Annotated in this window: 20 protein-coding genes; 14 read left to right on the plus strand and 6 right to left on the minus strand. The window is 50.7% G+C overall.

Features of this window, described 5'->3' with window-relative positions; all coding sequences use genetic code 11:
• The first annotated feature begins 90 nt into the window (after positions 1–90).
• The 3 genes from BTA51_RS20785 (at position 91) to BTA51_RS20790 (ending at position 2,499) form a co-directional block, all read left to right on the plus strand.
• Entirely contained in the window at positions 91–825 is a 735-nt protein-coding gene (locus BTA51_RS20785) for a molecular chaperone DnaJ (RefSeq protein ID WP_094710816.1), read from the plus strand.
• An 86-nt stretch (positions 826–911) separates the two neighbouring features.
• Positions 912–1,049, plus strand: coding sequence for a hypothetical protein (locus tag BTA51_RS30250; RefSeq protein ID WP_168188241.1), 138 nt, complete (start codon positions 912–914; stop codon positions 1,047–1,049).
• 364 nt (positions 1,050–1,413) lie between these two features.
• Positions 1,414–2,499, plus strand: a complete 1,086-nt coding sequence (locus BTA51_RS20790) for a 3-deoxy-7-phosphoheptulonate synthase (RefSeq protein WP_094710818.1) — start codon at positions 1,414–1,416, stop codon at positions 2,497–2,499.
• Positions 2,500–2,628: 129 nt separating this feature from the next.
• Here BTA51_RS20790 and BTA51_RS20795 read toward each other — a convergent pair whose 3' ends face one another.
• Both BTA51_RS20795 and BTA51_RS20800 read right to left on the minus strand, forming a co-directional pair.
• A complete protein-coding gene (locus BTA51_RS20795; RefSeq protein ID WP_094710820.1) occupies positions 2,629–4,563 on the minus strand; it encodes a methyl-accepting chemotaxis protein in 1,935 nt (644 codons plus the stop codon).
• Between the two features lie 291 nt (positions 4,564–4,854).
• On the minus strand, positions 4,855–5,478 hold the full coding sequence (locus tag BTA51_RS20800; protein WP_094710822.1) for a trimeric intracellular cation channel family protein: 624 nt from the start codon (positions 5,476–5,478) through the stop codon (positions 4,855–4,857).
• A gap of 173 nt (positions 5,479–5,651) precedes the next feature.
• Here BTA51_RS20800 and BTA51_RS20805 point away from each other — a divergent pair, with 173 nt between their 5' ends.
• The 10 genes from BTA51_RS20805 to BTA51_RS20850 all read left to right on the plus strand — a co-directional run bounded on the left by BTA51_RS20805 (position 5,652) and on the right by BTA51_RS20850 (position 17,572).
• Positions 5,652–6,377 (plus strand): response regulator, encoded by a 726-nt coding sequence (locus BTA51_RS20805; RefSeq protein ID WP_094710824.1) that lies wholly within the window; start codon positions 5,652–5,654, stop codon positions 6,375–6,377.
• On the plus strand, positions 6,364–7,917 hold the full coding sequence (locus BTA51_RS20810; RefSeq protein ID WP_094710826.1) for an ATP-binding protein: 1,554 nt from the start codon (positions 6,364–6,366) through the stop codon (positions 7,915–7,917). The genes BTA51_RS20805 and BTA51_RS20810 overlap by 14 nt, the downstream gene beginning before the upstream one ends.
• A 166-nt stretch (positions 7,918–8,083) precedes the next feature.
• On the plus strand, positions 8,084–8,800 hold the full coding sequence (locus tag BTA51_RS20815) for an ABC transporter substrate-binding protein (RefSeq protein WP_094710827.1): 717 nt from the start codon (positions 8,084–8,086) through the stop codon (positions 8,798–8,800).
• Between the two features lie 306 nt (positions 8,801–9,106).
• Positions 9,107–10,366, plus strand: a complete 1,260-nt coding sequence (locus BTA51_RS20820) for an ABC transporter substrate-binding protein (RefSeq protein WP_094710828.1) — start codon at positions 9,107–9,109, stop codon at positions 10,364–10,366.
• Positions 10,367–10,491: 125 nt separating this feature from the next.
• Entirely contained in the window at positions 10,492–11,412 is a 921-nt protein-coding gene (locus tag BTA51_RS20825) for a carbohydrate ABC transporter permease (RefSeq protein WP_094710830.1), read from the plus strand.
• 7 nt (positions 11,413–11,419) lie between these two features.
• Positions 11,420–12,286 (plus strand): carbohydrate ABC transporter permease, encoded by an 867-nt coding sequence (locus BTA51_RS20830; protein WP_371333221.1) that lies wholly within the window; start codon positions 11,420–11,422, stop codon positions 12,284–12,286.
• 94 nt (positions 12,287–12,380) lie between these two features.
• Positions 12,381–13,496 carry an ABC transporter ATP-binding protein gene (locus tag BTA51_RS20835; protein ID WP_094710834.1) on the plus strand — a complete coding sequence of 372 codons (1,116 nt, stop codon included), beginning with the start codon at positions 12,381–12,383 and terminating at the stop codon, positions 13,494–13,496.
• Between the two features lie 176 nt (positions 13,497–13,672).
• The gene (locus BTA51_RS20840) at positions 13,673–14,557 is read left to right on the plus strand and encodes a helix-turn-helix domain-containing protein (RefSeq protein WP_094710836.1); all 885 of its coding nucleotides are present in this window, start codon (positions 13,673–13,675) and stop codon (positions 14,555–14,557) included.
• 79 nt (positions 14,558–14,636) lie between these two features.
• Positions 14,637–15,812: an AGE family epimerase/isomerase gene (locus tag BTA51_RS20845; RefSeq protein ID WP_094711042.1), complete on the plus strand. Its 1,176-nt coding sequence runs from the start codon at positions 14,637–14,639 to the stop codon at positions 15,810–15,812.
• Between the two features lie 188 nt (positions 15,813–16,000).
• Entirely contained in the window at positions 16,001–17,572 is a 1,572-nt protein-coding gene (locus tag BTA51_RS20850; protein WP_168188242.1) for a PAS domain-containing methyl-accepting chemotaxis protein, read from the plus strand.
• Between the two features lie 51 nt (positions 17,573–17,623).
• Here the strand turns inward: BTA51_RS20850 and BTA51_RS20855 are convergent, their stop codons facing one another.
• Both BTA51_RS20855 and BTA51_RS20860 read right to left on the minus strand, forming a co-directional pair.
• Positions 17,624–18,445: an ABC transporter substrate-binding protein gene (locus tag BTA51_RS20855; RefSeq protein ID WP_094710840.1), complete on the minus strand. Its 822-nt coding sequence runs from the start codon at positions 18,443–18,445 to the stop codon at positions 17,624–17,626.
• Between the two features lie 155 nt (positions 18,446–18,600).
• Positions 18,601–19,104 (minus strand): GAF domain-containing protein, encoded by a 504-nt coding sequence (locus tag BTA51_RS20860; RefSeq protein WP_094710842.1) that lies wholly within the window; start codon positions 19,102–19,104, stop codon positions 18,601–18,603.
• Between the two features lie 102 nt (positions 19,105–19,206).
• Here BTA51_RS20860 and BTA51_RS20865 point away from each other — a divergent pair, with 102 nt between their 5' ends.
• Positions 19,207–19,719 (plus strand): hypothetical protein, encoded by a 513-nt coding sequence (locus BTA51_RS20865; RefSeq protein WP_094710844.1) that lies wholly within the window; start codon positions 19,207–19,209, stop codon positions 19,717–19,719.
• Positions 19,720–19,790: 71 nt separating this feature from the next.
• On the opposite strand, the gene purD is transcribed toward BTA51_RS20865, so the two are convergent.
• Together purD and purH are read right to left on the minus strand one after the other, a co-directional pair.
• Positions 19,791–21,086: a phosphoribosylamine--glycine ligase gene (purD, locus tag BTA51_RS20870; RefSeq protein ID WP_094710846.1), complete on the minus strand. Its 1,296-nt coding sequence runs from the start codon at positions 21,084–21,086 to the stop codon at positions 19,791–19,793.
• A gap of 26 nt (positions 21,087–21,112) precedes the next feature.
• The gene (gene purH, locus BTA51_RS20875) at positions 21,113–22,690 is read right to left on the minus strand and encodes a bifunctional phosphoribosylaminoimidazolecarboxamide formyltransferase/IMP cyclohydrolase (protein WP_094710848.1); all 1,578 of its coding nucleotides are present in this window, start codon (positions 22,688–22,690) and stop codon (positions 21,113–21,115) included.
• Between the last annotated feature and the right edge of the window lie 3 nt (positions 22,691–22,693).

Consider the following 22,693-nt stretch of genomic DNA (forward strand, 5'->3'; position numbering starts at 1 on the left):
GTAATAATTGTGGACATGCGGGTATTAATTTTAGACCTGCGAGTATTATTTTGATTTAGTCAAAAAAACAAATTCTAAGGATTTATCGACGTGCAGATATTTTTGGGAATTGCGCTGTTGTTAGTAGTGTTCTATCTGCTCAATAACGCTTTCAAGAATCCCTCCACACCCAGCCAGAAAAGGATGATCTATATCGCGCTGGGGCTGGCCGGCATCATCCTGTTGATGTTGGTGATTACAGGAAGACTGCACATTCTGGCAGCTCTTGGCGCGGCGGCTCTGTTGATACTGCGACAGTTGCCCTGGATATTGAAATCACTGCCGGTGATCAGGCAACTCATGGGAAATGCTCAGAGCTCTATGGGGCAAGGGCAGGAATCAACTCTGGAAACCAGCTTGATAAGGATGAGTCTTGACCATGCTTCAGGTGCTATGGACGGTACAATACTGACGGGAACCTATACTGGACAGAGGCTTAGCGCTATGTCTGTTCAGCAGTTGGCCGATCTGTACCGGACAGCAGTGCGAGGCTATAGCGATAGCATTGAAGTCCTGGAAACCTACTTTGAACGAACCTATGGGGTGCATTGGAGGACACAGTTCGAAGTGGACGATGTCGGTTCTCGTGATAGAAGCTCGAATGGTTCCATGAGTATGGATGACGCCAAGGATATCCTGGGATTGGAAGGAGAGGTGACCAAAGAGCAAGTCGTTGAGGCTCATCGTAGACTGATGCAGAAATTTCATCCGGACCGGGGAGGCAGTAATTATCTGGCGGCCAAGATTAATGAAGCCAAAAAGAAGCTGCTGGATGAATTGCGTTGAGGCGAGTCACGGATATCGAGAAAAAATGTTAATTATGTCGAATTAAGGGTTGCAGAAACCCTCGGCTAGCGGATAGACTCAGGCCCATGAATACTTTAAGCGCACTCATCAACAACAAAATCAACCATTCAGCAGCGGCTGAAGGTGTTGTTGCATCTGGCGCTTATTTTAGCGGTTGGCACTTTTGGTTTTATTTTTTTAGAACCTTTAAGCGCGCCGCCTGAAAAGAATTACAGGAAGGAACGCTTAAGCAAGCGGCCTTCCGGAAACCCAAAAGCCCCGAAGGTCGCACCCTCGGGGCTTTTTTTATGTCCCGGATCTGCAGGATCGCTCAACTAGGTACAACCGGAAAACCTGAGAAAACGGGAATTAAAATGAAAGGTCAGGAAAATCAGCAAGATAAGGTGGAAGCATCCAGAATGCAGTCAGTATTCCGGCGGTGGGAACCTTATCACTTCTATTGGATTCGCTGGTGGTGCCAGTCTCGGTTTAGTCACTAAATCTAACCGCCTTTTCAGGCAAATAAGATTCAGAAAGTGAAATGACCCAGACAATTTAATGCGAAACGAATCCAAAGGAGTAATACTGATGAACCAGGCTATTTTAGAATCAACCCTCAAGAATTCAGAAATTCAGATCAACGGTGCGGTATCCGAGTCCATGACTGAAGACCATTTACCTTCTGCCCAGCAACTGGCTGAGCGTTACCCTGTATCGGAAACTTTGCAGCTGCAATTGCAGTCCCATCGGGAACAGATCAACGCCATTCTGGATGGTACTGACAAGCGTCTTCTGGTGGTGGTCGGCCCCTGTTCCATTCATGATGTGGATGCCGCCATTGAGTACGGCCGCAAGCTGGCGCAACTGCAGACTCAGTTGAGCGATAAACTGTTGCTGGTGATGCGCGCCTACGTAGAGAAGCCTCGCACCACCGTCGGATGGAAGGGGCTGGTATACGATCCACACCTGGACGGACGTCACGATATGGCATTGGGGTTGTCAGAGGCTCGTCGGCTGATGGTCTCCCTGGCAGAGCTGGGGCTGCCACTGGCGACAGAAGCTCTGAGCCCGATTGTTTCTGATTACCTCCAGGATCTGGTTTCCTGGACCGCCATTGGTGCACGTACTACGGAGAGTCAATTGCACCGCGAGATGGCCAGTGGTCTCACGTCCACAGTAGGCTTCAAGAATGGAACTGACGGTGGCGTCGATGTGGCCATTCAAGCCATGCAGTCTGCCCAGGCCCCTCATGCTTATCCCACCCTGTCAGCCTGTGGTCGTCCACAGCTCAGAAGAACTCTCGGTAATTCTCACGTTCACCTGGTATTGCGTGGCGGGGCACAGAAGCCCAACTACGATGAAGCTTCTGTGAAGCGGTACAGCAAGATTCTGGAGCAGCATGGCATGTCGTCCCGCATGATGGTGGACTGCAGCCATGACAACAGTGGTAAAGATTATCGCCAGCAGGGCAATGTGGTTGCGGAAGTGGCCCGTCAATTGAGCCTCGGACATTCACCGATCATGGGCGTCATGATCGAGAGCCACCTCAATGAAGGGAAACAGAAAGTCTGTCCAGGACAGCCCCTGGAGTATGGAGTATCCATTACTGACGGTTGTATCGGCTGGAATGAAACAGACGACGTGCTCCACACGCTGCACAGCGCGCTGAGCTAGTCTTTTTCTTAGCGATCTTAGCGATCTTAGCGATCTTAGCGATCTTAGCGATCTTAGCGATCTTAGCGATCTTAGCGATCTTAGCGATGACGGATGCCCGTGAAGGGCATCCTCCATTAATCCCTGGGGTCACACTTTGAACTGTGATGCCTGAACCTCTAAAGCTTTGATCTGCTGACTGATGTCCGTACTGGCCTGTTCTGCCTTATGCATGGCGGTGGCCGTGGTTTCTGCGGAATCAGCAATATGAGTCACGTTCTGGGTGATTTCCTCAGATACGGCACTTTGTTCTTCCGCTACCGAGGCAATCTCAGTGGCTCGCCCGTGTAGATTACTCACCAGGTTCTGAATATTTTCCAGGTTTTGGTCCGCTTCTCTGAAAGATTCAGTGGATACCTGTACCTTTTGCGAGGCGTTCTCGATAGCGGCAACGGCCTCTTCACTGCCGAGTTGCAGTTGAGTGATGATGTCTTCTATCTCCGTCGTGGATTGCTGGGTTTTGCTCGCAAGATTACGGACTTCATCTGCGACCACAGCAAACCCTCTCCCACTTTCGCCAGCTCGGGCAGCCTCGATTGCGGCATTTAGTGCCAGCAGGTTGGTTTGCTCCGCGATGCTTTTAATGACGGTGAGCACGGAACCGATTTCCTGGCTCTGGTGATCCAGTTTTCGTACGACAGTGGCGGCAGCTTCCACTTCACTTACCATGGCAGACAGAGTTCCGCTGACGCGACGCGAGATTGTGGCAGTAGCCTTGGTCTCCGCATTCACATGGTCAACGTCATTGGCAACATATTGAACGTTTTCTGCCACTTGTTGGATGCTGGCAGACATCTCCGTAATCGCTGACGATATCTGGTCGATTTCCTGCTTCTGCTTATTGACGGCAGAGGAAGCCTGATCACTGTTGGCGGTCAATTCTCCAGCTTTGAGAGTGGCCGCCTGGGCCGACTTGGCCACCTCTATGATGATATTCTGGATGCGGGCGATAAATTGGTTCAGGCCTTCCGCCATATGGGAGATTTCATCTTTGCCTCTGACGTTGGCTCGCTGTGTCAGGTCTGCTTCGCCTTCGGCGATATCCCATATCGCACTCTTCAGGACGTTAACTTTCAGCAGGACGCGGACACCAAGCATCAGCGCAATCACAATAAACAGAGCGATCCCCAACATAAAGGCGGTCATAAATAAGCTGGCGATTATCTGATTGGCACCTCCGTCGATGGTTTCCAGCACCTGGGTACTGGCCTCTGTAGAGGTTTTTTCGGTCTGTGCCAGGGATTGTGCCAGACGAGAGGAGACCTGGCCGCTTTGCTCATCAAGAATGGTGGATACCGCCTGTTGGCTTTGTGTGGTCAATTGCTCAAATTCGCCCTTGAGTACCTGCATTTCACGATCGATGCGATCGGTACTCAGTCCCATGATGAATTTGCCGATGGAGACTTCATTGGGAGAAATATCAGAAGTAATGATAATAATGGAGGGATCATTCTCTGCCGCATTAATGGCTTTACCCAGGCTGCCTTTACCTGTTCCCTTGGATACTAACTCTTTCAAGCGTTCATCGGTGCGGTCCACATAGCGGGTGAGGCGTTCGCCGTATTGATCATAAAAGCCGGCAAACACCACCGATTCATTGGCATCGGCCATTTCCGCCAGACTGGTCAGGACGGGGACGTCCCGATCCCAGATTGAGGGGGCCGCCACGGCTGCCACAATATCCGCCAGATTCTGTGCGTTCGTGGTCATGGAGGCCTTGATGTCAGATTCAATCTTGGTTTGGGTTTCCGTTAAGGCTTTATTGAGGCTTTGTCCCAGTTGGGAGGCGGCATCACTTCTCATGGACTGTAGCCTTTCCAGCACCGCCTTTTCCGCCACTTTAAGCTCGGCGTTAACGGTGGCTGTGCTGTCGTTCAAATCCCTTTGAATTTGCTCTGCAAGTCCCTGTACCTGGGACTGGGTCAGCCAGGTATTAATCAATATCTGCAAGGCAACTGCGGCAATCAAAACCAGGAATACCGGCATTAACAGCCTGCTTTTAAATAGAGATAAGAGATTCTTCATAATGGGGTGTCCATTAAAACAACATGGTGAACGACGGACCAGGAGCCAGAAACGCATACTTCTGATAAAACACTTTGCAACCGTTTCAGTCTCATTTCAGGATTGTGTCCCGTTAGCCAGCAATTTGAGTGCCCTTGATCCGGGCCGGTGATATGCGTGGCCTAAGTATCAAAAAATTCAAAAAGATATTGTTTAGAATAGACAATCGTACGGAGGCTGCCAGCCTGAAGGAGTCGTTGGGGGTAGGGAGAACGATGAATGAATATCAAAATAGAAAGCTACGATGGCATCTTATTCGTTACTCCTTTCGTCTTCAGAAAACAGGAAGGCGGGTAGTGAGATGCCGAAGAATATCCCGGCTAATCGGAAGACAAGAGTCGTCGCCATGCCGAGAATTGCCGCCAATTGTTCGTTGACCTGAAAGTGGTGTAGAGAAAGGAAGATCAGCCCGCCTGCAATTGCGGCAGTCGCGTATATCTCTTTGTGGAAAATCAGAGGTATTTCATTGCAGATAATGTCTCTGAGCACACCGCCGGCAACGCCGGTCATCAAGCCCATCAACAGACAGATTTCAGTACTGTGCCCAAGCGCCAGGGCTTTTTGGGTACCGGCCAGGGTAAAAAAGGCCAGTCCGATCGCGTCACAGACTTCCAGCGTGTGTTTGGGAATCCAGTGCATTCGTACCAGAACAAAAGTGGCAAGTGCCGCGAGAATGCCGATAAATAGGTATGAAGTATTGGCAATCCATATAACCGGGTGGGCGTCCAGGATCAGGTCTCTAAGGGTGCCGCCACCCAGACAAGCCACCAGAGCCACGACCAGAACCCCGAAAACATCAAGCTTTTTGTGTCCGGCACTTAATGCGCCACTGATGGCAAATACTGCAATACCGAAGACATCGAGAAAGAAATACATGTAGCTTCACTGCTCTCCTGAAAGTATATTCTGACCGCCCACTTTAACCTGTGGACGACCGCTGGCAAGGCTGTCAGACGCTGCCATAACAGAAATTTGTGCTATGATCCCGCCAAAGGCACTTCAAGGCCAGTGATAATTGACGAGAACTTGACGTAGAGAAGTCGAACGGGATGACCCAGAAGAATAAACACATTTTAGTGGTCGATGATGATGCTGAGATTCGTTCCCTGTTGAGTGATTACCTCACCCGAAACGGATTCAATGTGTCATCGGCTGCCGATGGTGAAGCGTTCTTTCAGATGTTGGCTCAATCCACACCCGACCTGGTGGTTCTGGATATCATGTTACCCGGTGAGGATGGATTCGCCATCTGCCAACGCTTGCGGCGGGAATCCGGGGTTCCGGTGGTCATGCTGACTGCAAACTCCGATGAGACCGACAGAATCGTGGGGCTTGAAATGGGGGCAGACGACTATCTTGCCAAACCGTTTAACCCCCGGGAATTGCTGGCAAGAATCAAAGCCATATTGCGGCGGGTTCAGGAGCCGGTGAAATCTGCCCAGCAACCCAAACTCTATCATTTTGGTGGACTGACTCTGGACACCACGACACGTATGTTGCAGTTTCCTGATGGCGAACAAACCCATCTGACCGGAGCGGACTACAGCCTGCTGCTGATGTTTCTCAACAAGGGCAACGATGTATTGAGTCGGGATGAAATCTCCGACGTACTACATGGTCGTGAGTGTAGCCCGTTTGATCGCAGTATTGATGTTCACATGAGTCGTCTTCGTCAACGTCTGGGCGATGATGCCAAGAATCCGCACCTGATTAAAACTGTGCGAGGTGCCGGCTATGTGTTAACGGTCCCGGTGGACGTCGATGCGGGCGAATAAGGCCGCTGCTGGAAGATTCCTGAATCGGTGGTTACCCAAATCTTTGGCATCCCGCTTTGTTCTGCTGTTATTGATTGCCGTTCTCTCAGCGCAAGGATTGTCGTCGCTGGTGTGGGTTACCCAGCTCAAGACCCGGCACCACGAAAGTGTGATCGGTATGGCTAGTCAGATTGCCTACAGCATCAGTTCAACCGTCCGCTTCTTCAAATCGTTACCCGTGGACTATCGCCATATCGTGCTGGATCAGTTGCGCCGTCTCGGCGGCTCGCGCTTTTTCGTCACCTTCAACAGCGAATACATCAACATCACTCCCACGCCTCAAAGTGAGCTCAAACAAGCGGTTCTTGAGGAAATGAACGAGGTGTTAAAGGCTCAGTTGGGATCAGAAGTTGATCTTCATGCGGACTTTTCCCTGGCGTCCACACTCCATGTGTTCAACAACGATATCCGGTTGCTGGACCTGCCGCCAGGATGGGGGCACCACAGTCTGCTGCTGGAGCCGGCAAAAACACCGATTCTGGTTATCCAGGTGGGACTCAAGGAAAACGAGTGGCTTTATCTCGCCACCCTAATGCCCACGCCGGATGGATTGCTGGAAAATGATAATCTGCCTGCAGATCGCTTGTGGTTTATGGGGATTACCATAGTTCTGGTGATGCTGGTTTCCCTGTTGACCATACGTTATCTGACCCGACCTTTGAAATTGCTGTCCCGCGCCGCAGAGGAATTGGGGCGTGATATCGATCGTCCTCCCATCCCTGAATCCGGGAGCGCAGAAATGGTGACTGCAGCGAGAACCTTTAATGCCATGCAGGAACGGCTGCGGCGATATATTGAAGATCGCGAGACTCTCTTCTCCGCCATTTCTCATGATTTAAAAACACCTATTACCCGTTTGCGTCTGAGGGCCGAACTGCTAGAGGACGAGCAGGTGAAAGGGAAGTTCGTGCAGGATCTGCTGGAACTTGAGCACATGGTGCAGGGCGCCCTGCAGTGTGTTAAAGACACCGCTATTCATGAGAATCCGGTCAACATCGACATGAACATCATGCTGCAGCAAATATGCGATGGCGCGAACCTGGAAAAGCGTCAGGTGTCCCTGACTGGTCTTGTGAATAAAAAATACTGGGGCAAGCCGCTGGCGCTGAAGCGGGCATTTACCAACTTGGTGGATAATGCCGTGTTCTATGGAAGGCAGGCGGAAGCGCATTTGTCGCAGACCTCCAAGGGCATGCATGTCGTAGATCTTCAGAAACCGGTCAATGTGCATTTGTCGCAAACAGAAGAAGCCATGATGGTCACTATTCGGGACCACGGTCCCGGTGTGGCTGAACGGGATATGGAACGAATTTTTGAGCCCTACGTCCGGCTGGAAAAGTCTCGCAATCGCAACACCGGTGGCTCTGGTTTGGGGTTAAGTATTGTCAGGAATATTATTAAGGGACATGGAGGCGAAATTCGCCTGCGGAATCATCCCGGAGGAGGCCTGGTGGTTGAGGTGACTCTGCCAATTACCGACAAGGCCCTGGCACTGGACTGATCGTCCGGGCTGAACAAAACGACTGCCGAAGTCCATTATTGCCTGATTTTGCTATCCCCGTTAACAGAACGGCTATACTGAAAATAAAGCAGAAATCATTGGGTGCGAGTCATTGCGGAACGGGCTTTCTGTTATCTCAAAATGGTTGGCGGTTTTATCGCTTGCGATGAGCAGTCTGGCCTTTGGGGCTTCCAAATATCTTATCTCCGTCTACCCGGAGAATCCCCCTTTTCTATATAACGATAATGGCAAACCCGCTGGAATGTACCTGGATATTGTCCTGGCTGTATTTGGTGCCATGGATCAGCCGGTAGAGGTCCAAATACATCCATTCCGGCGTGCGCTGCAGATGGCTTACGACGGTAAATCCATCGTGGCGGGGATCCTGAAAACTTCAGAAAGACTGAAGTACCTGGAATATTCAGACCCGATTTACCAGGAGGACATGGTTGTATTCAGTGTTATGAACCACCCCAAATATTACCAGGTTGTTGAGGATATGAAGGGCAGAACCTTTGGGGTGATTCTGGGGTGGAGCTATGGTGAGGTGGTTGACAAAGCGCGCGACTCCCTGCTGTTCAATACGGTTGACGGCACTTTGACGGCCAATATTCTTGCGACCGACCAAGGTACTGTCGATGGGTTTCTCCACTCCAGACTGTCCGGGCTCTATCAATTGCAGGTTTCGGGGATGTCGGACAGAATACGGGTGGTTTCTGATCCAATTTCCAAGGTGGGTATCTTTATTGCCGCAAAGAAAGGCAAATATTCGGATATTCTGCACGACTTTAACGACACGCTTACCCTGCTGAAGGGCAATGGAACTCTGGACAAAATTATTCAGCAATACTCAACCTTTCCTCTTTCTGATACAGCCCGCTGATCGCCTTTTTTCAGTAAGTTGCAGAATTTTCAAACAAGCCCGGTGGGGTGAGACAAATCAATATCGTCGTCGTATGTATGTGCGAAATGGGAGTCAGATCCGGGAAGATTGCCCTGTAACGCCCGTCAAATGAGGGTGTAAGGTTTTGTTACATTAGGTTGCTCTATCTTACCCCGTTGGTGAAAAACTCTCCTTATACTAATTGTCAGCCTTTTCAGCAGGGCTTTCGCTTATCTCGGGTTTGACAGCGATCAGTGCTTGCTGACTGGCAAACCTGGTTAAAAAAAATAAACAGAAGGTTTGATCATGAAAAATTTCAAAAAGTATCTGGCTCCAATCGTTCTCTCATGCGCCACAGCTACAGCTACCAGCGTACAGGCTGGTGAAGTGGAAGTGCTCCACTGGTGGACTTCCGGCGGAGAGGCAGCATCGGTAGCCGTGCTTAAAGATCTGCTGGAAAAACAGGGTCACTCCTGGAAAGACTTCGCAGTAGCTGGTGGTGGCGGTGAAAGTGCCATGACCGTATTGAAGTCCCGCGCAGTATCCGGCAATCCTCCTGCTGCAGCTCAAATCAAAGGTCTTGATATCCAGGAATGGGCGGATCTGGGTCTGTTGACCAATCTTGATCCTGTCGCCAAGCAAGGCAATTGGGACAACCTGCTTCCCAAAGTTGTTTCAGACGTTATGAAGTCTGACGGCCACTACGTCGCAGTTCCCGTCAATGTTCACCGTGTTAACTGGCTGTGGGCCAACCCTGAAGTTTTCAAGAAAGCCGGTGTTGGTATCCCGAATAGCTGGGAAGAATTCTCCACTGCGGCTGACGCAATCCAAAAAGCCGGTTTCATCCCTCTGGCACATGGTGGCCAGGCATGGCAGGACGCAACTCTGTTTGAAGCTGTGGCCCTGGGCATGGGCGGTAGCGATTTCTACCGTAAGGCGTTCGTGACCCACGATATGGACACTTTGAAGAGCCCGAAAATGGTCGATATCTTCAAAACCTTCAAAGGCCTGCGTAAGTACATTGACAAAGACTCTGCCGGTCGTGACTGGAACATCGCTACCAACATGGTGATTAACGGTAAAGCTGCCATGCAGGTCATGGGTGACTGGGCGAAAGGTGAGTTCGTTGCTGCCGGCAAGAAAGCGGGTGTTGACTTTGCCTGTCTGCCTGCACCAGGAACTTCTGGTCAATACACTTTCAACATCGACAGCTTTGCAATGTTCAAGCTGAACGATGCTGAAAACGCCAAAGCCCAGAATGCACTGGCGAAGACCATCATGGAACCTGCCTTCCAGGAAACATTCAACCTGAACAAAGGTTCGATTCCTGTACGCTCCGGCATGTCCCGCGAGAAGTTTGATTCCTGTGCCGATGCTTCCATGGACGCCTTCAACGCCGCAGCGGCTACCGGCGACCTGGTGCCCAGTATGGCTCACGGTATGTCCACAACATCTTACATCCAAGGTGCGATCTATGATGTTGTAACCAACTTCTTCAACGACGATTCCCTGTCTGCAGAAGACGCAGTCAATCGTCTGGCACAAGCTGTCAAAGCGGCCATGTAATAATAACCGGCTCCAGGGCCTCTGGAGCCGTTTCCTTCTGAAATCATGAATCTGACTACAGGGAGTCTTCTCTGTGGAATGGGCTATCTTTATATCTACTAGAGGTCACTATGAGGGCGATAACGATGAGTGCTGAAGAGCCTCTGCAGGCAGCAAAGCAATCAGGTGGGTTGCTGCAGCGGATGGAGCACTGGATACCCAAGATGGTGGTAGCACCAACATTCATTATGATGTTGGTCTTTATCTACGGATACATCATCTGGACCGGTGTTTTGTCTGCAACGAATTCCCGGTTCTTACCATCCTATAGCTTCGTTGGCGGACTCCAGTATGAAAAGCTGTTTGATAACCCTCGCTGGGAAACCGCCTACACGAATCTGGGGTTATTTGGTGGACTGTTTATTCTGATCTGCCTGATTATCGGCGTTATGATGGCCATTCTGCTGGATCAGAAGATTCGCCGGGAAGGTGTACTCAGAACCATCTACCTCTATCCCATGGCGCTATCTTTCATTGTGACCGGTACTGCCTGGAAGTGGATGTTGAACCCTGGACTTGGACTGGAAAAGCTGGTTCGGGATATGGGATTCGAAAACTTTTCTTTTGACTGGATTGTTGATCCTGATATGGCGATCTATACGCTGGTAATTGCTGCGGTATGGCAATCATCAGGTTTCGTCATGGCCATGTTCCTGGCTGGACTGAGAGGCATTGATAATTCGATCATCCAGGCGGCCCAGATGGACGGTGCCAGCATGCCCCGTATCTACTGGAGAATTATTGTCCCCAGTCTGCGCCCCGTATTTTTCAGCGCATTCATTATTCTTTCGCACATTGCCATCAAGAGTTTTGACCTGGTCATGGCGATGACCGGTGGCGGACCAGGTTATGCAACTGACCTGCCGGCCACATTCATGTACGCGCACTCATTTACACGCAGTTCTATCGGTCTGGGAGCAGCCAGCGCCATGCTTATGTTGGGCGGTGTTCTGGCGATCTTGATTCCCTACCTGTATTCAGAGTTGAGAGGAACCCGCAATGGTTAATACACACATGGCCCAGCGTTCCTGGGGATTCTGGATTAATCGGGGCATTATTCATGCTCTGCTGATTGCCGCAGCCTTGTTTTATCTGTTGCCGCTGGTGGTGATGTTGTTGACATCGTTTAAGACAATGGGCGATATCCGTGCGGGTAACCTGATTTCCCTGCCAGCGGAGTTCGTCATTGAGCCCTGGATCAAAGCCTGGTCTTCCGCCTGTACCGGTGTGAAGTGTGAAGGTGTCGGCAGTTACTTTTTCAACTCAGTTCAAATCGTGGTGCCTGCTGTACTGATTTCGACAGCAGTCGGAGCCATCAACGGATATGTACTGACCAAGTGGCGCTTTCGTGGCAGTGAGTTGTTCTTCGGTCTGCTGTTGTTCGGATGTTTCATTCCATTCCAGGTTGTGCTGCTACCTATGGCACAGACTCTGGGTTGGCTGGGGCTGGCTAACACCACTGCCGGTCTGGTATTGGTTCATGTGGCCTACGGCGTAGCCTTTACCACGCTGTTTTTCCGTAACTTCTACGTCAATATCCCGAGTGAACTGGTCAAAGCTGCCCAGTTGGACGGGGCGGGCTTCTTCAGAATTTTCTGGCGAATTCTGTTGCCGATCTCGGGCCCGATTATTGTGGTGACTATCATCTGGCAGACGACTCAGATCTGGAATGACTTCCTGTTCGGCGTGGTATACGGCAGTGGTGACACCCAGCCTATTACCGTAGCGCTGAATAACCTGGTCAATACGTCTACCGGGATTAAGGAATACAACGTTCATATGGCGGCAGCGATTATTGCCGGTCTGCCTACGCTGCTGGTCTATGTCCTGGCAGGCAAGTATTTCGTTCGAGGGTTAACCGCCGGTTCGGTAAAAGGTTAAACGGTTCGGCAAAAGGTTAAAGAGTTTTCCCTGAATTTTGATGATTATGCAGGGTCGTGCGTAAAGCGGCCCTGAATGAAGAGAGGTTAGCAACATGGCTGCGTTGGAAATTGATAATGTCCGCAAGGTTTTCGGCAGTAAGACAGAAGTTCTGAAGGGAATCAATATCAGCATCGAGAATGGTGAGTTCCTGATACTGGTCGGTCCTTCCGGATGCGGTAAGTCCACTTTGATGAATAGTATCGCAGGATTGGAAGACATCACTGACGGGCGCATTCTTATTGGCGGCAAAGATGTCTCCGGTAGCTCTCCGAAGGACCGTGATATTGCGATGGTCTTCCAAAGCTATGCTTTGTACCCCAGCATGAATGTGCGGGATAACATCGCCTTTGGCCTGGAAATGCGTAAGGTTCCCAAGGAAGATCGCCTGAAAGAGGTGGATCGTGTTGCCAAGATGTTGCAGATAGAGCACTTGTTGGACCGCAAGCCGTCTCAGTTGTCCGGTGGCCAGCGTCAGCGTGTGGCAATGGGACGTGCTCTCGCACGTAAGCCGAAGATCTATTTGTTTGACGAGCCCCTGAGTAACCTGGATGCCAAGCTAAGGGTTGAGATGCGGACCGAGATCAAGAAGCTGCATCAGAATCTGGGGACAACCATTGTCTACGTTACCCACGACCAGATCGAGGCAATGACACTGGCTGACCGTATCGCGGTAATGAAAGACGGAATTGTGCAGCAGTTTGGTACTCCCCAGGAAATTTACGACGAACCCGCCAACATTTTTGTTGCCGGTTTTATGGGATCTCCGGCAATGAACTTCATTCCGGCGCCTATTCAGAAAGAGCAGGATCAGCTGGTGGCTAAAGTGACCACTGCCGATGGCCGTACCTACAGCCTGCCTTTAGGTCAGCGAGGAGCTGCCCTGAAAGATTATGAGGGGCGTCAGGTTATCCTGGGTGTTCGTCCTGAGCGGATCAGTGAAGTAAACATCACGGAAGTCGAGAGAGAAGACGTGGTGGTGGTCCGGGCGAAAACGGAAATTGTTGAGCCTACAGGTCCGGATACTCTGATCCATATCGACCTCAACGGTGTAGAGGTGGGCTGCCGGGTGGCTCCAGACTCTGCAGTGAAAGCCGGAGAGGAGATGGACTTTATGGTGGACTTATCAAAAGCTGTCTTCTTCGACAGCGAAACAGAGGCCAGGATCTAGCCTCGAAAACGGCGGCACGGTTTTCCGGTCGCCGTTTTTTTTAGATAACGGAATGCGACCATCTGCCGGATATATTTCCCAGCCGCTTTGGCGGGGCTGTAGTTTTCTGGTCTGATAAGACAGAAATTTCTACTCCGGCAATCTCTAAAAATAAGAATACTGGTCAGGAGCTGAACGTGAAATTTGGTCAGATGTCGAGCTGTCCGGCTGTGGAGTTTCAGCCCGAGAGCGACACCAGACGGTGCTCGCTTGCGCTGATTTCCTACGACAGTGCTCCAGAAGATATTCAGCATTATCCCGGTGTGGAAATGCTTTTCCCTTTACACGGAAGTATGCAGCTAGAGTATGCGGGCAAACAGATGGCCGTAAAGCAGGGGGATTTAATTCTTTTATCCGGAATGCACCCCTACCGCTTTACCCAGGCGGAAGATGTTGATCTGTATTGTTTGCGTCTGTCTCTCATGGCGTTTTTCAACCTGAAGTTACCCTCCATCTATAAGACCGAAATTCTCCATGGGTATCCTCTGTTGTTGTCCCAGGATTATTACTGTAACGAATCTCTTTTACCAAGGTGGCAGTCAGAGCTGGGTCTGCAGGACCATGCTCTGGAGGAGTTGGTGCTCGACGAAGTCTGTCTGTTTCTGAGGCGTAAACTTGGTCCGAATCTTAAGGAATGCCACGGTTCCAGCGGTGGTCCTTGTCAGGCGTTGAATTCGCATGTGTTAAAGTCTCTGGAATATATACATCAGAATTACACCAGTCCTATAGGTGTCGCTGAGGTAGCGGATTCTGTCAGGCTGAACAAAAACTTTTTAATGGGGTTGTTCAAAAAGTCTTTGGGAACCACCATTCTGGAATACATGACCGCCCGACGACTGAGCCAGGCTCAAAAATTATTGCTGAGTACTGATGAACAGGTCATACAGATTGCTTTTTCCTGTGGTTTTGGTTCGGTGACCCGATTTTATGAGGTCTTTAAACAATATTTTGGAATCTCTCCTCTGCAGTATCGCAAGCGGCACTTTTCCGGCCACTGGAGGGGGGCAGGGGATGATGATTAAACCGCCCGGCTGATTTCTGATTCAGGATAGCACTGAAACCAGCCGTGGCTTAGATGGTTATCTAATGGGAGTTATGGATATGTATCGTAACGAGACGTTTCTCGTTAAGCATTGTCGGGAGATTCTTGAATTCTATCGGGATCGCTGCATTGACCCGGCAGGAGGATATTTTCAGAATTTTTTTGATAACGGTGAGGTGTTTGATCACGGAACAAAGCACTTGGTCAGCAGCACCCGCATGATGTTCAATTTTTACCGGGGATACTTCGAGTTCAGAGAGCAATGGATGCTGGAGCATGCCCAACATGGCTTTGAATTCCTGAAAACTCGTCATCAACGACAGGACAGTAGGGGATTTGTCTGGACGTTGGAAGATAACGAGCCCGCAGATCTTACTCAGTATTGTTACGGCTATGCTTTTGTCATGCTGTCGTTGTCCGCTGCGGTTAAGGCCCGGGAACCCGGAGCGGCTGAATGGCTTGATGAAGTCTGGGAACTATGGGAATCGGAATTCTGGTTAAGTGAGCAAGGGCTATATGCGGACGAAATCAGTGCGGATTGGTCTGAAGTGTCCGGGTATCGAGGGCAAAACGCCAATATGCATGCCTGTGAAGCCCTCCTGTTTTGTTATGAGGCAACCGGTCAAAACCGTTACCTGGACAGAGCCCGACAACTTGCTGAAATATTTACCGGTCAATTGGTCTCAGACACGCAGGGGTTGATCTGGGAGCATTATCATCAGGATTTGAGTATCGATTGGGACTTCAATCGTGATGATCCCAAAAATCTCTATAAGCCCTGGGGCTTTCAGCCGGGCCATCAGACCGAATGGAGTAAACTGTTACTCATGCTGCACCGCCATGATGAAAACCCCGAGTGGCTGCAGCGAGCCCGTTTTCTGTTTGATAAAAGTATGGAGGTCGCCTGGGACCATGATTTCCAGGGCCTGTATTATGGCTTTGCTCCTGATGGGTCAATCTGCGATGACGACAAATACTTTTGGGTGCAGGCGGAGTCACTGGCAGCCGCTGCCATGCTTGCGCAGACTTCAGGCGATGACAATTACTGGCAGTCCTGTGAAAAGCTGTGGGAGTATTGTTGGAACCATTTCGTTGATCATACGCACGGAGCCTGGTTTAGGCTTCTGACTCGCAACAACCATTGTGTCAGTAATCGGAAAAGCGAGGCGGGTTCCAAGTGTGATTATCACAATCTGAATGCACTGTTCGAGGTCATTCAGGTGCTGAGGGCGTGATTGGGAAAGATAATCTCCTCAGTTTAAAAATCATACAGTTACGTGTAGAGAAGGCAGAAGATTTCTACTTTTGTCTCCTCCTAAACGGTTTGACTACCCGGCAATAATTTCTATGCTTTAACCATGGATGCGATCTCAACCGACCTCATTCGGAAACTCGGATCGTAACAATGTCATCGAGGTTAAAGATGAGAAAGAATACACCGGTTACTCAGGTTAATAAGAATTACCCTGACAATATACATATCGTCTCAACAACTACGGACAAAGGTGTCATTACCTATGCAAATGATGACTTTGTCAGCGTCAGCGGATTCTCTCAGGAAGAGTTGATGGGGCAGGCGCACAATATTGTGCGCCACCCTGATATGCCTCCGGCGGCTTTCAAGGATTTGTGGGATACCCTAAAGCTCGGCAAACCTTGGATGGGAATCGTCAAAAACCGCTGTAAAAACGGCGACCATTATTGGGTTGACGCCTTTGTCTCCAAATCAACAGGAGAGAGCGGCATTCAGTCTGTCAGGGTGAAACCGGATACCGGACGGGTTGAGACGGCGGAAAAGATATATCAGAAACTGAACGCCGGACAGATGCCGGATGTCAAACTGGCCCCTCGCCATTGGTCATTGTATTTCAAAGTCATGGCAGCGGTGCTGCTCACCATGCTACCGGTGGCTGTCAACCTGTTTGTCGGAAACGTCGGCACTACGGCGATGCTGGTATCCATGATCATTGGGCTGGTGTTGGGGGCAGGGGCGGGAGCCTGGATTAGCTCCCCATATCGGGCTGCCGCGGATAACTCCCGCAAGGTGTACGATAATCTGGTATCCCGGCTGATTTATGGCGGTAGAAATGATGAGCTGGGACAACTGGCAACCGTACATCACTTTCTGCAGAACAAACTGGAAACAGTGATCTGGCGCCTGCAGGATTCTGTACGACAACTGGAAACTGTTGCGCAGCAGACCGCTTCATTGTCCACCGATTCTGAACAGCAGATTCGCAACCAACAGGTGGAAATAGAGCAGATTGCCACGGCAATGAATGAAATGTCTGCCACCATTGATGATGTTGCGAGAAATTCCAGTTCCGCTTCTGAGTCCATGCATGCGGTTGAAAAGCTCGTTGATGAAGGCTCGAAGAAGGTCAACGAAACCATCAGTTCGGTGGATCACCTGGTCAATCGCCTGACGGAAGCTTCAGGGAAAGTGGAGGAGGTCAGTTCGAAGAGTGAGAATATCTCCACGTTGGTAGAATCGATTCAAAATATTGCCGAACAGACCAACTTACTGGCTTTAAACGCGGCTATTGAAGCTGCCCGCGCCGGTGAGCAGGGGCGTGGTTTTGCGGTGGTGGCCGATGAGGTGCGCAACCTCGCCAGCAACACTGCCAAGACAACTGAGGAGATCCAGCAGGCGATTGAGTCTATTCGGTCGGATGTGAATCACGCTGTGGCGATGATGAACCGTGCGAAGGAAATGTCGATAGACACTGTCGAATTGTCACGGGAGGCGGGAAGTTCATTAGAGTCTATTCTGGCAGCAACCCAGGAAACCACTTCATTGGTGACACAAATTGCTACCGCCGCTGAGCAGCAGAGCTCGGTGACCGAAGAGATCAATGGAAATATCCACCATATCAATGATTCCGCGACTATCACGACGCAGAATGCGCAGCAAACCCATGCAGCGAACCAGAACTTGCTGGAAGAAGTCATACGCTTGCAGTCCGTTGCGAAACAATTCAGCAGCCGCACCTAAGGCTGCTGAATGATTTATCTGAATCTGGCATTGGCAGCTATCGTCTAGTCGTTATCGTTTAACAGGCTTGGCATCCGGTGCCAGATAAGCATTACGGATTTCATCGATAGCCCCATTATTCAGAAGTCGGCGTAATGCTTTCGAGAACATTTCGGCGTGGGCACGGTAGGGAGATTTTTTTGATATGGCAAAATATAAATCGACACTGTTGCCTGGCCGAAACTCTGCTTTTTCGACGACGTCATTATAGGGCGACTGCGCGATTTCATAATCTGCCTGACAATCTGTTCCGATGATCGCTGCCAGTCGATCTCTTCCAAGCATATCAACCAGCTGCTTTTCGGTGCTGACATTGACCTTATGGATTTTCTGGTCGTGATCAAATGTCTGAAAATACGCTGAGCCTGACACGATGCCGACATCGATCTGATAAAGATCCTGATAACTTCGAATACGCTGCCGTTCTCCTTTCCTTACATAAAAAACCGTTGAGCATCTATAATAGGGCGGCTTCAGATACTCCATATAAACCGCTCGCTCCGGCCGTAGCGCCAAGCCTCCCATGGCATCGACATTCCCATCTTCCATCATTTTCAGGCAACGAATCCACGGACAACGCACGTAGTCTATTTTCAGCTCCAGTGCGTCTGCCAGACGGGTCCACAAATCAAAGTCGATTCCGCTATAGCTTTCTTCATTGAGGATTCGAAATGGCGGCCAGGCATCAATGGCGACTCTGATTTCGGTTCTTGTGATCCCGGCCGCCTTTACTTCAGGGAGCCCTATATAGCTGATAGCTGCGACCATAGAACTCCAGGCGCTGAATGCCAGCAGCACTAATGATCTCATGCAATAAGACGAAACAGGTTTCATTACAACCTCCAGGCGCAAAGGGCGAATGGAGACAACCATGAGGCGACTATCGGCCTGCTCGGTTTTTCCCGGGAACCATTTCAGTATAGTTGAGTCGGGAGTGTGCTACCGAAAAGAACGGCGGATTCGGAGCTGTTCAAACTCGCTCGGACAGGCTATAACAAGGGGGCTTTTTCTTTCAGCATCGTCGCCAGGTATTCCAATTGCTCTTTATCTGTCTGATCAAAGGCTGCTGGTAAGTCTGAATCGACATCCAGTACAGCAATCACCGCATTCTCTTTATTCAAGACCGGAACAACAATTTCGCTTTGAGTTGTCGAGGAGCAGGCGATATGGTCGGTGAACGTGTTAACGTCCTCCACCAACTGAGTTTCATGGGTGGTCGCTGCTGCTCCGCAAACACCTCGGTGAAAGGGGATTGTCAGGCAGCCGTGCCCGCCCTGGTAAGGGCCCGCTTTCATCAGAGCCGGTTCTACAACACGATAGAAGCCGGTCCAGTGAAAATAATCAAACCTCTGATGCAGCTCACAACATACGGTGGACAGAATTGTGATCCAATCCCGCTCTTCTGCGATGAGATGCTGAATAATCTTCAATGTTTCCTGATAATGACGCCGTTTGTCCTGTGAGCTGGCGTCTCTGGGGAGAGGAGTAATCACGAAGTACCTCAAGTTAAGTTGATAGGTGTGAAATGTTGACCGGGTCTGAATGCTATTCTGTTGCTGATAGTCAGGCCGGATGAAAATATAGAGGAAAGTTTAGTGAAAAAAATCGTCTGTGTCGGAATGATTCTGATCAGCTCCTTTCTGAGCGGTTGTTTCTATTCTGCTGCCGTGGGGGTGGCAGATGTGGCCATTATTGAGAGAACCAAACAAAAGCATGCCTTTATTCATGCTATGGAAGACGGTTATGCGCAGTATCAGCAGGATTGGGAAGGATCTGACTGCCCACGGAATGAATATGAGGTCAGTCCCAAGATTGTGGAGTTCGCCAAAAGCCGTCCGCCCTATGGTCTGGATGCCGCCATCAAAATGTTGATGGAAATCTATAACGACACCACCCAGACTGATCAGGTGCGCTCTCATGCCCTTTATCACGTGGCAGTCGCTTATATGAGACGCCGTGAGAGTAACTACGAGATTGCCGAAGAGTATCTGGAAACCATACGGGATAATTTCCCCGGTACTCACGACTGTGTCGTTGCCCGCCTGCTTCAGGAAATTGAAGAGCGGAAAGCGTTTCAGGGGAATTTCGAAGATCAAGAGGCCGGCTAAAGTTCTGTCTGATCAACAAAAAACGGCAACCGTTATGGTTGCCGTTTTAAAGGGAATTTTCGGAAGCCGTATCAGCTCTTGTTAGCTTCTTCCCTTGCTACAGCTCGGTAACCGATATCCTTACGGAAAAACATGCCATCCCAGGATATGGTGCCGGCCAGTGCATAGGCGTTCCGCTGAGCTTCTGAGACAGTATCGCCCAGTGCCGTTGCACACAGAACCCGTCCACCGCTGGTGGTTACTTCACCATCAATCAGTTTGGTGCCAGCGTGAAACACTTTTCCAGGAAGCTCTGCAGCGTCCTTCAGACCACTGATAACGTTACCTTTGGCATAAGCGTCCGGATAGCCGCCTGCTGCGAGAACGACACCCAGAGAGGCTCTGGAGTCCCACTCAGAGGTCTCCTGATCCAACTCGCCACGTGTGGCTGCCTGACAAAGCCGGACCAGGTCAGACTTCATTCTCAGCATGATCGGTTGAGTCTCCGGATCACCAAAACGGCAATTGTATTCAATGACTTTGGGGGTACCATCCTCAGCAATCATCAGACCGGCATACAGGAAGCCGGTATAGTCATTTCCTTCAGATGCCATACCTTGCACAGTGGGGTATATCACCTCGTCCATGATGCGCTGGTGAATCTCTTTTGTGACCACCGGAGCAGGTGAATAAGCGCCCATTCCGCCGGTGTTGGGGCCGGAGTCGCCGTCCCCCACTCGTTTATGGTCCTGGCTGGTTGCCATTGGCAAAACGTTCTTGCCGTCCACCATGACGATGAAGCTGGCTTCCTCTCCTTCCAGAAATTCTTCAACCACCACTCGATGCCCTGCATCGCCAAACTTATTGCCGGCGAGCATGTCCTTGATGGCATCTTCTGCCTGCTCAAGCGTCATGGCGACAATCACGCCTTTACCGGCGGCAAGTCCGTCGGCTTTGACGACAATCGGAGCTCCCTGCTGACGTACATATTCCAGAGCGGGTTCGATGTCAGTGAAGTTCTCATAGGCCGCGGTCGGAATATTGTGGCGAGCCAGAAAGTCCTTGGTAAATGCCTTGGAGCCTTCCAGTTGAGCTGCACCTTTGCTGGGGCCGAAAATACACAGTTTTTCGGATTGAAAGCGGTCAACAATCCCGTCGACCAGTGGTGCTTCGGGGCCGACAATTGTCAGTTCCACCTGATTTTGTCTGGCAAAATCCACCAGGGCATCAAAATCAAGAACATCAATTGCGACGTTTTCCAGTTTGTCTTCCAGAGCCGTGCCCGCGTTACCCGGTGCAACGAAGACTTTGCTGACGTAGTCAGCCTGTGCAGCTTTCCAGGCCAGTGCGTGTTCACGCCCGCCGCTGCCGATGACCAGAATATTCATTGTGAATCCTTAGCCTTGTTGGGCGCTTAGTGACGGAAGTGGCGCATGCCGGTAAATACCATGGCAATGCTGTGCTCATTCGCTGCATCGATCACTTCCTGGTCGCGCATGGAGCCGCCAGGTTGAATGATCGCGGTGATACCTGCCGCAGCTGCCGCATCGACACTGTCCCGGAATGGGAAAAATGCGTCGGATGCCATGACGGAGCCTTTGACTTCCAGATTTTCGTCTGCGGCTTTGATTCCGGCAATCTTGGCGCTGTATACCCGGCTCATTTGTCCGGCGCCGATCCCGATAGTGCGACCGTTCTTGGCATATACGATGGCATTTGACTTGACGAATTTGGCCACTTCCCAGGCAAACAGCAGATCGTTCAGCTCTTGCTCAGTCGGCGCCCGCTCTGTCGCCATGGTCAGCGCGTCCATGTTCACCATTCCCAGGTCACGGTCCTGAACCAGCAACCCTCCGGTAACCCGCTTGTAGTCAAAGGCAGCCAGACGTTCACCGTCAAACTCGCCGCATTCCAGCAAGCGGACGTTGGGTTTGGCTGAGACAACCGCTTTGGCTGCCTGGGCGATCCGTGGTGCAATGATGACTTCCACGAACTGGCGATCAACGATTGCCTTGGCGGTCTCTTCATCCAGTTCCCGGTTGAAGGCAATGATGCCACCAAATGCTGAGGTCGGGTCTGTCGCGAAGGCCAGGTCATAGGCCTGTTTCAGATCTGCCCCGATTGCCACTCCACAGGGGTTGGCATGCTTGACGATAACACATGCAGGGTCAGCGAATGGTTTGACACACTCAAGTGCCGCATCAGTATCGGCGATGTTGTTATAGGAGAGTTCCTTGCCCTGCAATTGCGTTGAGGTCGACACGGAAGCCTCTGTGGCATTTTTCTCCACATAGAATGCAGCGGACTGATGTGGGTTTTCACCGTAGCGCAGATCCTGAACTTTGATGAACTGTTGGTTCAGGGTCCGGGGATAGGCTGTTTCCTCTGCCAGAACCTGCTTGCCCAGATAGTTGGCAATCGCGCCGTCATAGGCCGCAGTGTGCTCGAAAGCTTTGACGGCCAGATCAAAACGGGTTGCGTGGCTCAACTGACCCTGGCTGCCGTTCAATTCCTCTACGATGCCGTTATAGTCTGAAGGATTGACGACAATGGCGACATCTTTATGGTTCTTGGCAGCGGAGCGCACCATGGTCGGACCTCCGATATCGATATTTTCAATCGCATCCGGCAATTGACAATCGGGTTTGGCTACCGTGGCTTCGAAGGGATAAAGGTTGACCACCACAAGGTCAATCGGGGCAATTCCATGTTCTGCCATGACCGCATCATCCTGACCGCGACGTCCCAGTATGCCGCCATGTACTTTGGGGTGAAGTGTTTTAACCCGGCCATCCATCATTTCCGGAAAACCGGTGTAATCGGATACTTCCCTTACTTCGATAGAGGCATCTTTCAGTAATTTGTATGTGCCACCGGTGGACAAAAGCTCGACCCCAAGGTCAGCCAGAGAGCGGGCGAATTCTACGATATTGGTTTTATCGGAAACGCTGAGTAGGGCGCGTTTGATTTTGACTGAGTCAGAACTGGTCATGGT

Source organism: Hahella sp. CCB-MM4 (assembly GCF_002260525.1).
Lineage (GTDB): Bacteria > Pseudomonadota > Gammaproteobacteria > Pseudomonadales > Oleiphilaceae > Hahella.

Bases quoted from the DNA above. Each gene is read 5' to 3' on its own strand.
- BTA51_RS30250 (WP_168188241.1), top strand. From the start codon at position 912: ATGAATACTTTAAGCGCACTCATCAACAACAAAATCAACCATTCAGCA.
- BTA51_RS20790 (WP_094710818.1), top strand. From the start codon at position 1,414: ATGAACCAGGCTATTTTAGAATCAACCCTCAAGAATTCAGAAATTCAG.
- BTA51_RS20795 (WP_094710820.1), bottom strand. From the start codon at position 4,563: ATGAAGAATCTCTTATCTCTATTTAAAAGCAGGCTGTTAATGCCGGTA.
- BTA51_RS20800 (WP_094710822.1), bottom strand. From the start codon at position 5,478: ATGTATTTCTTTCTCGATGTCTTCGGTATTGCAGTATTTGCCATCAGT.
- BTA51_RS20805 (WP_094710824.1), top strand. From the start codon at position 5,652: ATGACCCAGAAGAATAAACACATTTTAGTGGTCGATGATGATGCTGAG.
- BTA51_RS20810 (WP_094710826.1), top strand. From the start codon at position 6,364: ATGCGGGCGAATAAGGCCGCTGCTGGAAGATTCCTGAATCGGTGGTTA.
- BTA51_RS20815 (WP_094710827.1), top strand. From the start codon at position 8,084: ATGAGCAGTCTGGCCTTTGGGGCTTCCAAATATCTTATCTCCGTCTAC.
- BTA51_RS20820 (WP_094710828.1), top strand. From the start codon at position 9,107: ATGAAAAATTTCAAAAAGTATCTGGCTCCAATCGTTCTCTCATGCGCC.
- BTA51_RS20825 (WP_094710830.1), top strand. From the start codon at position 10,492: ATGAGTGCTGAAGAGCCTCTGCAGGCAGCAAAGCAATCAGGTGGGTTG.
- BTA51_RS20830 (WP_371333221.1), top strand. From the start codon at position 11,420: ATGGCCCAGCGTTCCTGGGGATTCTGGATTAATCGGGGCATTATTCAT.
- BTA51_RS20835 (WP_094710834.1), top strand. From the start codon at position 12,381: ATGGCTGCGTTGGAAATTGATAATGTCCGCAAGGTTTTCGGCAGTAAG.
- BTA51_RS20845 (WP_094711042.1), top strand. From the start codon at position 14,637: ATGTATCGTAACGAGACGTTTCTCGTTAAGCATTGTCGGGAGATTCTT.
- BTA51_RS20850 (WP_168188242.1), top strand. From the start codon at position 16,001: ATGAGAAAGAATACACCGGTTACTCAGGTTAATAAGAATTACCCTGAC.
- BTA51_RS20855 (WP_094710840.1), bottom strand. From the start codon at position 18,445: ATGAAACCTGTTTCGTCTTATTGCATGAGATCATTAGTGCTGCTGGCA.
- purD (WP_094710846.1), bottom strand. From the start codon at position 21,086: ATGAATATTCTGGTCATCGGCAGCGGCGGGCGTGAACACGCACTGGCC.
- purH (WP_094710848.1), bottom strand. From the start codon at position 22,690: ATGACCAGTTCTGACTCAGTCAAAATCAAACGCGCCCTACTCAGCGTT.